This is a genomic window from Polyangium jinanense (assembly GCF_028435265.1).
GTDB lineage: Bacteria > Myxococcota_A > Polyangia > Polyangiales > Polyangiaceae > Polyangium > Polyangium jinanense.
This window is the reverse complement of the sequence record NZ_JAGTJK010000015.1, coordinates 117,713-130,319: the sequence shown is the minus strand read 5'-3', so window position 1 is coordinate 130,319 and position 12,607 is coordinate 117,713. Positions and strand designations below refer to the sequence as shown.

Genomic DNA, 12,607 nt, shown 5'->3' with positions numbered 1-12,607 from the left:
GCTCGTCAGTCCTCCACCCATTGCACGACGCGATCGATCGGCTTTCGCCCGGGCGGCGGCGCGTCGCCCACGGGGTATCCGAGCGCCACGGCGCCGACCATCCGGAACGGCTCCCGGATGCCGAGCAGCCCCTCGATTTCGGGCTTCGCGATCATCGGGCCCGCCATCCAGCAGGCGCCGAGGCCCTCGGCGTGCGCCTGGAGGAGCATCGCCATCACGGCCGCGCTCGTCGAGCAGAGCTCGGCCTGCATGCTGCGAGCCGTATGGTACTGCGAAGGATCCCCGCCGCCCGAGGTGATGAGGTCGGCGATGAGGTCGGGGTAATCGCGCCATTGTGGCACCACGATGGCCGCGGCGCTCTCCAGCGGCTCGTGGAAAAAATCGCCGTAGTTGGCAAAATCCTCGGCATGGTGGCCACGGTGGATGATCGCCTTGATCTCCTCGGCCCGTGCCCGCACGGCGGCGGCGATTTGCTTGCGTTTGTCCGGGGCCGTGACGACCGTGAACCGCCACGGCTGCCGGTTCGTGTTGGAGGGCGCGGTGATCGCGGCTTGCACGAGCCGGGCGAGTACCTCCTTCGGCACGGGCGTGTCCTCGAATTCTCGGCGCGATCGCCGCGTTTCGAGCCACGCCAGCATTCCCGGGCCCCCGATCCCGCCCGGGCCGCTCATTCCAGCTTGAATCCGCCGTCCACGTTCCATATCTGTCCTGTCACGTAGCTCGCCTCGTCCGAGACGAGGAAAGCGACGACCGCCGCGATTTCCTCGGGGCGGCCGACGCGCTTGAGCAGGATGCGTTTCGCGAGTTCCTCCGGCGCGATGGCCCGGAGCTCGGCCGTCATGTCGGTCTCGACGAGGCCCGGCGCGACGGCGTTCACACGCACGCCGCGCGGCGCAAGCTCGACCGCGAGCGCGCGGGTGAACGACTCGACGGCGCCCTTCGAGGCGGCATAAAGCGATTGCCCGCGGCCCGGGCGCTGCGCGGCCACGCTGGAGACGTTGACGATCGCGCCGCGCCGCCGCGAAATGAAGCGCCGCGCGGCCTCGCGGCAGCAATGCACCACGCCCGCGGCGTTCGTCTCGAAGACGTGATTATAATCGTCGTCGGTGCTCGCCCCGAGGAGGCCGTCGCGCGTGACGCCGGCATTGCAGACGAGCGCGTCGAGCGGCCCGAGCGTGTTTTCGGCCTGCTCGAAGAGGGAGGCGACCTCCGCGGGGCGCGAGACGTCGGCGCGGAGAGCGACGGCCCGCGCGCCGAGCGCCTCCACGGCGGCCACGGTCTTTTGCGCCGCGTCCTCGTCGTTTCGATAATCGACGGCGACGGCATATCCGCGCCGACCGAGCGCCTCCGCAATGGCGCGTCCGATGCCGCGCGAGGCGCCCGTGACGAGCGCGACGCGGGATCGCTCCTTGGTGTCGCTCATGGAACCTCCACGCGCAGGGCGCCCGCGAGCCCCGGCATGCCCGCCGAGAGGGCCAATGCCGAGCGAGAGCGTGTCTCCTCGGCGCGCACGAGCGGGCGGAGTGGGCCTTCGGCGGGACGATCGAGGCCCGCGATGGGCGGCAGCGTGCCCGCGCGGAGCGCCTCGGCGAGCAGGATCGCCTGCACGACCGCCGTCGCGCCGCCGAGCTGGCCCGTGGAAGCGGTCAACGCGAGGAGCGTGGCCGAGGGGCCGAGCACGTCGGCGAGGGCCGCGCGTTCAGCCGCGTCGCGCACGGGCGAGGCGAGCGCGGCGCCGTCGACGATCGTGTCACCCGCGGAGAGAGCGGCCGCGAGGGAGGCGATCGCGCGCGGGGTGGGAAAGTCCACGGCGCCATCGGCCGTTGCCGCGGCCGAGACGAACGAAATCGCTCGCTCTCCTGCATCCTCGGGCCGCTCCAGCACGACGGCCGCGGCCGCCTCGCCCGGCACGATCCCCGCCGCGCGCTCGTCGTACGGGGCCACGACCGCCGCGGGCGTGGCCGCCTTCGTCGCGGCGCCCGACACGCCGAGCGACAGAATCGTCTCTGGCTCGACGAGCGAGTCGTACGCGAAGACGAGCGCCGCATCGACGCTCCCCATGGCGAGGGCGACGATGGCCGAGCGGAGCGCCTGCGCCCCCGCATTCGAGCCCGCTGTGGTCGTGCCGTCGCCCTTGCTGTCGACGTCGATCGACAGGAGCGCGTGCGCGTTGTTCGACAGGTGAAACAACATCCAGAACGGGTGCAACAAGGAAAAACCCTGCGCCCATGCGCCCGTCGCACGCGCGTCGCCCGCCTGCCGTTCGAGCACGGGCATCAGATCGTCCCAGTGCGCGCGCAGGCCTCCATAACCGCAAAAAAGCCCGAGCCGCGCGCCTTTCGCGGGTGCGCCCGAGCGGGCGAGGGCCTCGGCCCCGACCTCCATGCCGAAGAGCCCCATCCGTTTGACGAATTTGCGGTGCTTCGTCGGCCGGGGAGCCCCGGGGATCGTGGCGGCGAGGCGGCAGGCGTAGGTGCTCGCGTCGAAATGGGCGTTCGGGGCCGCCGCGCGCTCGCCGGCGAGGAGCCTCCGGAGCACGGCCGCGGCGTCGTCACCGAGTGGGGTGCGCAGGGCAAACCCCGTGACGGCCATGCGGCCCGCGTGGTTCACCGGGGTCTCCCGAGGACCACGCTCACGTTTTGCCCGCCAAACCCGAACGAGTTCGAGAGCACGTAGTCGACACGTTTGCCGAGGGGCCTCGGGCCGATCACGTTGATCGGGCACTCCGGATCCGGCTCCTCGAAATGCGCCGTCCCGGGGAGCAGATCCCGCGTGAACGCGAGCAGGCACGCGGCGAGCTCGATCGCGCCCGCGGCGGCCATCAGGTGGCCGACGGCGCCCTTGATGCTCGACGTGGGCACGTCGCCGAAAAGCGCGCGGATCGCCTTGGCCTCGGCCGCATCGTTGAGCGGCGTCCCGGTGCCGTGGGCATTGACGTACCCGATGTCCGCAGCAGTGAGGTTGGCATGACGAACGGCGCGCTCCATGGTCGCGAGCGCGCGGGATCCGTCGGGGCGGGGCGCCGTCGCGCGGTAGGCGTCCTGCGTGGTCGCGTAGCCGGCAATGGCCGCGAGCGGCTCCGCGCCGCGCGCGCGCGCTCGGGATTCCTCCTCGACGACGAACATCGCCGCGCCTTCGCCGACGACGAGCCCGTCGCGCCGGCGATCGAACGGCCTGCACGCCGAGGCCTCGGCGCGCGGCGAGGGGGCGCCGAGACGCGACATGCCGCCGATGCCGAGCGGGTTGACCATCGAGTCCGCCGCGCCGCAGAGGACGACGTCGACCGCGCCCCGCTCGATGAGCGAGGCCGCGTGCGCGACGGCCATGCCGCCCGCCGCGCAAGCCGAGGCGTGCACGGCGACGCGGCCCGAGAGGCCCACGACAGCGCGGATCTTCTCGGCCGTGAGGTCGACACGCGAGCGGAACCGAACGCCCTCGCCGCCCGCGAGATCACCAGCGCCGACGCGGAGCTCGCCCTCGTGGAGCTGCTCCGCGAGGTCCTCCAGGAACGCCTGTTCGAGCCCGAGGCCGATGGAGAGCGTGCCCTTGCGCTCGGCCGTCCCGCATCGCGCATGGCGCCACGCCTCGGCCGCCGCGACGACGCCGAAGCATACCTTGCGGTCGCGGAGGAGGCCCGCGTCTTCCCACGTCCCGGCCTCGCCGACGTGCAGCAGGACGCCGCGGTGTTTTTCCAGGAAGACCGCGTCCGTCTTCTCGATCGGCACCTCGCCCGCCACGCGCGTGGGGAACGTGCGCGCGTCGAAGCTGCGAATCGGACCAACCGCGCTGCGGCCCGCGGCGAGGCCGTTCGCGAGCGCCTCGTACCCGACGCCGAACGCGCTGACCGCGCCGACGCCCGTGATCACCGCGCGACGCGCGCCCATCACGCGCCCCCTTTCGCGAGCACGACCGCCCCGAGATCCCCGTCCGGGCCCGCCGAGAGGACGAGCGCACGAGGTTTGTCGAAGTGCACGAGCAGATCGAGCGCGAGCGCCCAGGCGAGCGCCGGCGTCGCGGCCAGGGATTCGCCGAGGGAGAGCGAGGTGTCGACCGAGACCTCCGTTTCGAGCACCTCCGGCAGATCCATGAGCGCCTCGCGCGCGGGCGCGCCCCAGGGCGCGAGCACGACGACGTCGCAAGGCTGATCCTCGAGCGCGTCGAACGCGGCAGGCACGGCCGCGTCGCGCAACACGCCCGTGCGGGGTACGAGCGCGCCGCGGGGGCGATCGACCGTGAACACCCGCACGGCCTCCACGTAGCCGAGCGGCGCCTCGGCCGTGGCTGCGAGCGCGAGCGCGGCCGCGCCTTCGGCCGGTGTGAGCCCTTGCCGCAAGAAGCCTTCGCGTTCGAGCTCGGCCGTCGTGACCGGGTGCAGGGCCGTGTCCGCGCCGCCGACGAGCGCGCGCTCACACGCACCCGACGCGATCGCGGCGCACGCCTCTTCGAGCGCCGTCACCGTGCCCGTGCCGCGCGAGAAAAACGCGGCGTTCGGGCCGGCGAGGCCCTCGAGGATCGCCCCGTGGCAGAGCGTGAAGTTGTTCATGATCTGGAACGCGAACAGGGGATTGCACACCTCGAGGCCTTCGCGGCCGCAGCGCGCGAGCGAGAACCGCCCGTCCTCCATGCTCGCCGCGACGAGCCGGGCGACCTCGTCCATCTCCGCGCCCGAGGCGCCGACGCCGAAGAACGCGCCGATCTCGGCGCGCCCTTCGTCCCACCGCGCCTCGGCGAGCGCGTCGCGCATGACGAGCGCGGAGAACCACGCGGCGCGCGACATGAGCTTTTTTTGCCGGACGTCCTCGGGCCGCGACGGCACGGGCGTGGCGATCTCGCACGGCAGAGGGAGGTTCTTCTCGAGCACGCGACGGCCGAGGCCGCGGCCCGCGAGGCCCGCCGTCGTCAGGGTCGAAAGGGCGACGATGGGAAGGCCTTTTCCGTCTAGGCGCATCGGCTCACCACGAGGCTCGCGTTCGCGCCGCCGAACGCGAAGGCGTTGACGAGAGCCGCTTCCACAGGTTTTCGCAAAGCCGCGCCAACGACGTGCGGCAACACGCAGGCGGGATCGGGCTCGGTGAGGCCCGCTGTCGGCAGACAGAGGCCCTCCTCGACGGCTTCGAGCGCGCACAGAAAACCGATCGCACCGGCGCCCGCGATCCAGTGCCCGACCGCGCCTTTGACCGAGCCGACGTGCACGTCCGGGAGCGCGTCGCCGAGGACCCGCCGGATCGCCGCGGCTTCGACGGCGTCGTTGAGCTGCGTGCTCGTGCCGTGCGCCTGCACGTAGCCGATCTTCACGTGGCCCGCGTCCTCGATCGCGCCGCGCATGGCCCGCTCGGCCCCATCGCCCGTCGGATCGGGCGCCGTGAGGTGATGCGCGTCGAGCGTGCGCATCGCCCCTCGGATCTCGGCGCGTGGCTCGTCGCCAGGAGACGCCGAGAGCACCACGAACGCCGCGCCTTCGCCCACGACGAAACCGTCGCGCCGCACGTCGAACGGGCACGAGACGCCACGCGCGCTCAGCGCGCCGAGCAACCCGAATCCTACGAGCATGAACGGATCGACGTCCGCGCCCACGCCGCCCGCGAGCGCGACGTCGCAAAGCCCGAGCCGGATCGCCCGCGTGGCCGAGACGATCGCAGCCGCGCCGGAGGCACAGGCGAGGGAGATCGTTTCCACGGGCCCCTCAGCGCCGATCCGCGCCGCGAGCGCCGACGCGACCGCGGCCGGCGAGACCGCGGCCGCGTGGACGGACGTCGCGAGGCCCCGCGCATCTTCGCCGAAGCGCGCGTGATCGAAGCACGCGCCGCCGCCCGCCGCGCGGGAGAGCGCGAAGATCGTTTCGTACGTGGCCCGGCCGCTCTCGGCGCCAACGAACACGCCGATTCGCGAGGGCGCGGCGTTCTCCTTTGCCTCGGCCCACGCCTCGTCTGCGGCGCGCCGCGCGAGCGCGAGGCGGCGATCTTCGGCTTCTTCGAGCGGGAAGGAAACACCCGCCGCGACCTGCGAGGGATATCCTTCGACGTCAAAATGTTTGACGGGGCCGACCGCGGATCGGCCCTCGGCGAGCGCGTCCCTCGACGCGGGCCAGGAATCGCCGAGCGGGGTGATCGCGCCTCGACCGCGCACGAAAACGCGCCTTCTCAAGGCTCCTCCGCCGCTCCGGTCAGCCATATGTCGAGCACCTCGCGCCGACGCGCGAGCACCTTGGGGTTCGTCACGCGCGCGAACGCGAAGCCGAGCTCGGCCGTCGCCACGACCTCACCGTCGACCCGCGCCGTGCCTTTCACCTGCCCGCCTTCTTCACGCGCGAGGATCGTCTCCGCTTCGAGCTCGAGTTTGTCCCCGGGCCTCACGATGCGCCGGAAGCGCGCGCGATCGACCATCGTGAGCAGCGCGTGCACGTCCTCGTGTCCCTCGGCGCGCCGGCTCGCTTCGAGCAGCACGCCGCCGAGCTGCGCGAGCGCCTCGATCACGAGCGCACCGGGCATCACGGGGTGGCCCGGAAAGTGGTCCGCGAAGGTGTCGTCCGAGAGCGACACACACTTGACACCCGTCGCGAGGCGCGGCGGTTCGAGCTGCGTGATCCGATCGAGGAGCAGGTAACGCACGTGCGGCCGAGGATAGCAGTTCGAATTGACGGCAAAGGTGCCCAGAGTGGAGAATGCGTGCTCACGAGGGGAGCGCCATGGATTGCGTTAGCTGTATCACGCCGACACGACAGGACCGTCCGCATACGTTTTTCCACCACGAGCGTGCGGCATGTCCGACGTGCCGCGAAACGCACGAGGGCCGCGTCGTGCTGCGCGGCGATAGCCCCATGCGGCTCCTGCTTTGCCCCACGTGTGGACCTTCGGAAGAAATTCTTCCCGGCACTGCAAAAGATTATGTCGACCGTTTTCTCGCGCGTGGCGAGGTCCCCGAGGGGGTCGAAGGGGAGATCGAGTTCAAGGAGACGACGTCCACCTGCCCGGGCTGCTTGACGCTCTTGCCTGCGAAGGTCGTGATCCGCGAAGGCCGCGTGTATTTCAAGAAAAACTGCGCGGCGTGTGGGCCTTCGGAGGCGCTCGTTTCAGAGGACGCGAAATATTACGTGCGCGCTTATGCGTACGCGCGCGCCGGCACCGAGCCCTTGAAGTTCGCCACGAAGGTCGAGCACGGCTGCCCCACGGATTGTGGGACCTGCAATGATCACGAGCAGCACACCTGCCTGCCGATCATCGAGGTCACCGATCACTGCAACCTCGAGTGCCCGATCTGCATCGTCGACAACCAGTACTCGAACCACATCGATCTCGACACATTTACCCGCATGATCGACACCCTCGTGGTGAACGAGGGGCAGTGCGAGTCGGTGGCGCTCTCCGGCGGCGAACCCACGAGCCACCCGCAAATCCTCGACCTCGTGCGCATCGCGAGCCGCCCCGAGATCGGACGCGTCGTGGTGATCACGAACGGCATCCGCCTCGGCAAGGACCGGGCCTTCGCGAAGGCGCTCAAGGAGAGCGGCGCGTACGTGGGTCTGCAGCTCGACGGCTTCACCGCCGATACACACGAAAAGATCCGCGGCCGCGACCTCGTGAAGGAGAAGGATGCCGCGCTCGCGGCGCTGCGCGAGCTCCAGATCCCGACGCAGATCATCTTCGTGGCCACGCGCGGGGTGAACGACGATCAGATCGGAAGAGTCGTCGAGCTCTTCCTCTCGGAAACCCATTTCCTTTCGCTGAACTTCCAGCCCGCCGCCTACACGGGCCACGGCGGCGGCCTCTTCGGGCACGATCCGATGGATCGGCTCACGATTCCGGGCGTCGTGCGGCGCGTCGACGAGCAGACGGGCGGCAAGCTCAAGGTGGAGGATTTTTTCCCGCTGCCGTGCTCGCACCCGCAATGCGTGTCGCTCACCTATCTGCTCCGCCTAGACGACGGGACGTTTTTGCCGTTCTCGCGGTTCGTCGATTTCACGAAACACGGCTCGCTCCTCCGTTCGAGCGCGACGCTCCCCGCGACGCCGGAGATGGAGCAGACGCTCCAGGACGTGCTGTACGACGTCTATGCGCGGCAAGACGAGATCGAGCGGGGGCCGGAGATCCTCGCGGCGCTCAAGCGCACGCTGAAGGTGATGTTCCCGGATCGGCCGATGACGCAGAAGGAGAGCCTGCTCATCGGCGAGCAGCAGGCGAAATCGATCTTCTTGCACCATTACATGGACAGGCACGATTTCGATCTCGAGCGCCTGCGCAAATGCTGCCACCATTATCCGCAGACGGACGGGCGGATCATGCCGGCGTGTGGCTTCAACATGTTCCACCGCGGCGCGGCGAAAGGGCCGGGGACCGTGACGCCGTCCTGGGGCAAGAAGCCCTGGGTGAAGGAAAACGGGACGACGCGTCTCTCGATCGTGAGTACATGACGAAGCTTTGCGAAGGGCACATCGCCCTGGTGACGGGCGGATCCAAGGGCCTCGGGCGGGCGATCGCCGTGACGCTCGCCCGCGAAGGGGCGCACGTCGGGTTCAACTGGACGAAATCGGAGGTCGAGGCGAAGGAGACGCTCGCCGAGATCGAGGCCCACGGGGTGCGCGGTTTTTCCTTTCGAACGAGCGTGCTCGACAAACAGGGCCTCGCCGCGGCCGTGAAGGAAATGGAGGCCGCGGTGGGGACCGTCGACGTGCTCGTGAACAACGCGGGCGTGTCCGACGTGGTTCCGCTCGCGTTGATGGACGAAGAGGACTGGGACCGCGTGATGGATACGAACGTGAAAGGCACGTTCCTCGCCACGCAGGCCGTCCTTCGGGGCATGGTCAAACTTCGGCGCGGGCGTATCCTCAACATCGGCTCGCTCGCCGGGGTGAAGATGATGCAAGCGCCGGTGCATTACTGCACGGCAAAAGCGGCCATCAAGGGTTTTACGGAGGCGCTCGCCAAGGAGATCGGGCGGTATGGGATCACGGTGAACAACCTCGCGCCCGGGGTGCTCGAGGGCGGGGTCAGCGTGAATTTGCCGAAAGGGCGGCTCGACGAGTACCTGCGGCACACGGCGCTCGGGCGGCTCGGCACGTTCCAGGAGGTCGCCGAGATGGCGGCGTTTCTGGTGTCGGATCGTTCGTCGTACGTGAATGGAGCGACCATTCTGGTGGACGGCGCCGTCTGATCACCGCCGCGCGCCGAGCGCGTGCGCCACGCCTTGCTTGAGCGTGGCGAACGTGACGAGACTCCCGAGATCATGGCCGAGCGTGACGAGCGTTCGCGCCACGTCCGCGCGAATGCCCGTGAGCAGGACGCGCGCGCCGAGGAGCGCCGCCGCGCGCGCGCACGTGACGAGAAGATTCGCGACTTGCGTGTCTAGCGCCTCGACGCCCGTGACATCGAGGATCACGAAACGCGCGTCGTGCGCCACGATGCCCTGCGTGAGCGTGCCGAGCACACCGCTCGCGCGGTCCTCGTCGATGACGCCGATGAGCGGGAGCAGGAGCGTGCCCTCGGCGATGGGCAAGAGCGGATTCGAGAGGCGCACGAGGAGCTCGGTCTGCAATTGCATCGTCTCCTCGACCACGGCGGCCGTGCGGACCACCTCCGCGGCGAGCTTCTCCGCGGTCGCGTCGGCGAACGTCGCGATCCGGATCGTGCGCCCATCGCGTTCGAAGTTCTGCGCGCGGATGCGCGCGACGAACGTGGAGCCGTCCATCCGCAGGAGCGTGGCCTCGTAGGGCTCGACGGAGCCTCGGCGCTGGTGCTCGGCGACGAGCGCGTGCGACTCGGGCGCGACGAACTCGAACGCGTGCTTGCCAATCGCATCCTCGCGCTTGCCCCGGAACATCACCTCGAACTGCGGGCTCGTGTCGATCACGACGCCGTTCTCGAAGACGGTGAGCGTCTCCTGGGTGACCTCGAGCATGTGCCGAATGCGCCATGCCTCACGTTCGAGGCGTGTTATCGTGGCTTGCGCTTCGGCGAGCTCCCGCTCGACGGCCTCGAAGCGCGAAGGGTCGAGTGCAACGCCGTTGCCCACGGCGCCATCGTAGCGTGGTCGAGGGCGTGTAAAGAGAGGAAAACGCGCGGTGGAACCCGAGAAGACGAAGCGCAAGAAACGGAGTGAGCCAAAGATCCAGATTCCGTTGCGTAAGCCCTACCGGCAGCTCGTCCCCGGCTTGATCCTGTTCGGCGCCTGCGCCGCGTTTTTCTTCCACCGTTCGAGCGTCAACGATCGGGGCCTCATCTTGAACGGCCTCTTCCACTTCGACCCCGACGGGGCGGACGTGTTTTACGCGGTGCTGGGCGTGCTCTCCGTGGGCATGAGTGTGATGGCCCTGCTCGGCATCCTTCGCTTCGCCAAGCTCGACCCCTTCGAGCTCGTCCTCGGCGCCAAGTCCTTGTCGTTCCCCGTGGGACGTCCGATGTCGATGCAGGTGATCTCGGTGCCGATACGCGAGATCGTTTCCGTGGGGTTGCAACCGCCGGAGTCGCCGAAATCGATCATCGTGCAGGTTCGTGACGGCAACGTGTACTGGATCCCGAGTAACTGGCTACCGAAGGAGTGGACCGTGCAGGACCTCAATGCGGCGCTCGTGGAGCGTCTGCGGCAGCAAGAGGACGAGAGCGCGCCCCCTGCGTCGAACGCTCGATCGTGCTAGAGGCTGCCGTCATGACCGTTCCGTTTGATCCCAACGCGCCCGCGGCCGCCGACTCCGGCATTTATGGATTGCCTTTCACGGAGGACGACGCGGCCGTCGTGCTCGTCCCCGTCCCGTGGGAAGTGACGACCTCGTACGGCGGCGGCACGTCGGGCGGCCCCGCGGCGATCCTCGAGGCGAGCCGGCAGGTGGACCTCTACGACCTCGACGTGGAAAAACCTTATGCGCCCGGCATTTTCATGCAGGACGAGGCGGAAGAGATCGCCCGGTGGAACGAGGAGGGGCGGGCGCTCGCGCAGAAGATCATCGAGGTAGGCGGCGTCGTCGAGACGGACGAGCTGCGCGCGGCGCTCGCGCGGGTGAACGAGCTCGGCGGGAAGCTGAATGCACACGTCGCGGCCGAGACGGAGCGGCTCGTGGCGAAGGGAAAGATCGTGGGAATCGTGGGCGGCGATCACGCGGTGCCGCTCGGCGCGATCGAGGTGCTCGCCCGGCGGCATCCAGGGCTCGGCGTGCTCCATTTCGACGCGCATTCGGACACGCGCCGCGCTTACGAGGGTTTTACGTTCTCGCACGCCTCGATCATGTACAACGTGCTGTCGCGCGCGGCGGGCGTCGGAAAACTCGTCCAGGTCGGGATTCGCGATGTGTGCGAGGAGGAAATGGACTACGTCGCCTCGCAGGGCGAGCGCGCGCGGGTGTTTTTTGATCGCGACCTCGCGCGGCGCAAGCTCGGGGGTGAGACGTTTGCCGCAGTCGCGCGGGAGATCGTGGATGCGCTGCCGCGCGAGGTGTGGGTGTCGTTCGACGTCGACGGGCTCGATCCGCGGTATTGCCCGCACACGGGCACGCCCGTGCCCGGCGGGCTCGATTTTCACGAGGCGGTGTACGTGATCGGCGAGGTGGTGCGATCCGGACGAACGATCGTGGGGTTTGATCTGAACGAGGTCGCCCCGGGGCCGGACGGCGACGAGTGGGACGCGAACGTGGGGGCGCGGCTGCTCTACAAGCTGATCGGATTCACGCTCGCCAGCCAGGGCAAGGCGAAGCTGCGCTGAATCGATTCAAAGGGGATTCCACAGGCTGCTGCGCGAATCGTTGCATCGACCGCACCGCGGTCGATGCACCCGAGGTCCAGGGCTGTGCCCTGGTTCGGGTCCAGGGGCGAAGAGCCCCTGGTCGGGTCCGGGGTGAAACCCCGGCGCTACGCTGTGGCAGCACCCTCTCAGGGGACCTTCGCGGGCTTGGGCACGGTCGTGCCGGTGCGCACGGCTTCGACGACGAGATCGTTCAGCGCTTTATCGGCCTTCTCGCATTTCGCGGAGACCGCGCCCATCGTCGCGCCTTTGCATTCCTTCTTGCGCTCCGTGGCCACGTTCGCGAGCGCCTCGTTTTTCTTGAGCGCCTCCTGGGTCGCGTCCTCGAGGATGCGCCACGGAATGATGGCGTGCTTGGGCTTCGACGGGGCCTGGAAGCGGACCTCCTCGGTCGAGAGGGTCGCGCAGGTGCCGTCCCAGCGGAGCACGTCGACGCTGCCCGACGCGCCGCTCACCTGCATGCCGCCCGTGTCCGCCTTCATCTGGTTGAGCACGAGCAGCTCTTCGTCGAGCGTGAGCTTCTCCTCCGCGCTCGGGCCGCCGAGCCCGTTGAACGGCGCGACCTCCTTCGCGGAGACGTAGGCGCGGCGCCAGGGCGAGCTCTTCTGGAAGAGATACAGCGCGAGCTCCGGGTAGACGCCGCTACAGAGGCGCTTGACGAAGCCCTTCGGCATGACACACGCGGCCTTGTCGTCGCCCGCGCAGGCCTCGGGGATCGATTTGCTGTCTTCCTCGGCCTTGGGCGCGTCGGCTGTCTCGGTCTTCGTCTCCGTGGAAGCTTCCGCCTGGGTCTCGGGCTTCGGCTCCTCGGCTTTCGGGGCGCTCGAGCCACAACCAGCGAGGACGAACAGGATCAGGGCCATCGAGTATCGCATGGCCGAAC

13 protein-coding genes are annotated in these 12,607 nt (G+C 69.3%); 4 read left to right on the top strand and 9 right to left on the bottom strand.

Annotated elements, in window-relative coordinates:
• Positions 1 to 5: 5 nt before the first annotated feature.
• From KEG38_RS25895 to fabZ, 7 genes are read right to left on the bottom strand one after another with little or no spacing between them, the layout of a single operon-like run.
• Positions 6 to 638 carry a nitroreductase family protein gene (locus KEG38_RS25895; RefSeq protein WP_272422663.1) on the bottom strand — a complete coding sequence of 211 codons (633 nt, stop codon included), beginning with the start codon at positions 636 to 638 and terminating at the stop codon, positions 6 to 8.
• 29 nt (positions 639 to 667) lie between these two features.
• Positions 668 to 1,423: an SDR family NAD(P)-dependent oxidoreductase gene (locus KEG38_RS25890; protein WP_272422578.1), complete on the bottom strand. Its 756-nt coding sequence runs from the start codon at positions 1,421 to 1,423 to the stop codon at positions 668 to 670.
• The gene (locus tag KEG38_RS25885; RefSeq protein WP_272422577.1) at positions 1,420 to 2,610 is read right to left on the bottom strand and encodes a beta-ketoacyl synthase N-terminal-like domain-containing protein; all 1,191 of its coding nucleotides are present in this window, start codon (positions 2,608 to 2,610) and stop codon (positions 1,420 to 1,422) included. The genes KEG38_RS25890 and KEG38_RS25885 overlap by 4 nt, the downstream gene beginning before the upstream one ends.
• A complete protein-coding gene (locus KEG38_RS25880) occupies positions 2,607 to 3,884 on the bottom strand; it encodes a beta-ketoacyl-[acyl-carrier-protein] synthase family protein (RefSeq protein ID WP_272422576.1) in 1,278 nt (425 codons plus the stop codon). The genes KEG38_RS25885 and KEG38_RS25880 overlap by 4 nt, the downstream gene beginning before the upstream one ends.
• Complete coding sequence (locus KEG38_RS25875; RefSeq protein ID WP_272422575.1) at positions 3,884 to 4,948, bottom strand: beta-ketoacyl synthase N-terminal-like domain-containing protein; 1,065 nt, start codon at positions 4,946 to 4,948, stop codon at positions 3,884 to 3,886. The genes KEG38_RS25880 and KEG38_RS25875 overlap by 1 nt, the downstream gene beginning before the upstream one ends.
• Positions 4,939 to 6,126 (bottom strand): beta-ketoacyl-[acyl-carrier-protein] synthase family protein, encoded by a 1,188-nt coding sequence (locus KEG38_RS25870; RefSeq protein ID WP_272422574.1) that lies wholly within the window; start codon positions 6,124 to 6,126, stop codon positions 4,939 to 4,941. The genes KEG38_RS25875 and KEG38_RS25870 overlap by 10 nt, the downstream gene beginning before the upstream one ends.
• A 14-nt stretch (positions 6,127 to 6,140) precedes the next feature.
• Complete coding sequence (gene fabZ, locus KEG38_RS25865) at positions 6,141 to 6,608, bottom strand: 3-hydroxyacyl-ACP dehydratase FabZ (RefSeq protein WP_272422573.1); 468 nt, start codon at positions 6,606 to 6,608, stop codon at positions 6,141 to 6,143.
• A gap of 77 nt (positions 6,609 to 6,685) precedes the next feature.
• On the opposite strand from fabZ, the gene KEG38_RS25860 reads away from it, so the two are divergent.
• Positions 6,686 to 8,407, top strand: a complete 1,722-nt coding sequence (locus KEG38_RS25860) for a radical SAM protein (protein ID WP_272422572.1) — start codon at positions 6,686 to 6,688, stop codon at positions 8,405 to 8,407.
• Positions 8,404 to 9,147 carry an SDR family NAD(P)-dependent oxidoreductase gene (locus KEG38_RS25855; protein ID WP_272422571.1) on the top strand — a complete coding sequence of 248 codons (744 nt, stop codon included), beginning with the start codon at positions 8,404 to 8,406 and terminating at the stop codon, positions 9,145 to 9,147. Before KEG38_RS25860 ends, KEG38_RS25855 begins: the two co-directional genes overlap by 4 nt.
• On the opposite strand, the gene KEG38_RS25850 is transcribed toward KEG38_RS25855, so the two are convergent.
• The gene (locus tag KEG38_RS25850; protein ID WP_272422570.1) at positions 9,148 to 10,005 is read right to left on the bottom strand and encodes an STAS domain-containing protein; all 858 of its coding nucleotides are present in this window, start codon (positions 10,003 to 10,005) and stop codon (positions 9,148 to 9,150) included.
• A gap of 49 nt (positions 10,006 to 10,054) precedes the next feature.
• On the opposite strand from KEG38_RS25850, the gene KEG38_RS25845 reads away from it, so the two are divergent.
• On the top strand, positions 10,055 to 10,627 hold the full coding sequence (locus KEG38_RS25845) for a hypothetical protein (RefSeq protein ID WP_272422569.1): 573 nt from the start codon (positions 10,055 to 10,057) through the stop codon (positions 10,625 to 10,627).
• An 11-nt stretch (positions 10,628 to 10,638) separates the two neighbouring features.
• On the top strand, positions 10,639 to 11,685 hold the full coding sequence (locus tag KEG38_RS25840; RefSeq protein ID WP_272422568.1) for an arginase family protein: 1,047 nt from the start codon (positions 10,639 to 10,641) through the stop codon (positions 11,683 to 11,685).
• Positions 11,686 to 11,852: 167 nt separating this feature from the next.
• Here KEG38_RS25840 and KEG38_RS25835 read toward each other — a convergent pair whose 3' ends face one another.
• Entirely contained in the window at positions 11,853 to 12,599 is a 747-nt protein-coding gene (locus KEG38_RS25835) for a hypothetical protein (protein ID WP_272422567.1), read from the bottom strand.
• Between the last annotated feature and the right edge of the window lie 8 nt (positions 12,600 to 12,607).

Coding starts and splice junctions, on each gene's coding strand:
- KEG38_RS25895 (WP_272422663.1), bottom strand. CDS start 638: ATGCTGGCGTGGCTCGAAACGCGGCGATCGCGCCGAGAATTCGAGGAC.
- KEG38_RS25890 (WP_272422578.1), bottom strand. CDS start 1,423: ATGAGCGACACCAAGGAGCGATCCCGCGTCGCGCTCGTCACGGGCGCC.
- KEG38_RS25875 (WP_272422575.1), bottom strand. CDS start 4,948: ATGCGCCTAGACGGAAAAGGCCTTCCCATCGTCGCCCTTTCGACCCTG.
- KEG38_RS25860 (WP_272422572.1), top strand. CDS start 6,686: ATGGATTGCGTTAGCTGTATCACGCCGACACGACAGGACCGTCCGCAT.
- KEG38_RS25855 (WP_272422571.1), top strand. CDS start 8,404: ATGACGAAGCTTTGCGAAGGGCACATCGCCCTGGTGACGGGCGGATCC.
- KEG38_RS25880 (WP_272422576.1), bottom strand. CDS start 3,884: ATGGGCGCGCGTCGCGCGGTGATCACGGGCGTCGGCGCGGTCAGCGCG.
- KEG38_RS25840 (WP_272422568.1), top strand. CDS start 10,639: ATGACCGTTCCGTTTGATCCCAACGCGCCCGCGGCCGCCGACTCCGGC.
- KEG38_RS25835 (WP_272422567.1), bottom strand. CDS start 12,599: ATGCGATACTCGATGGCCCTGATCCTGTTCGTCCTCGCTGGTTGTGGC.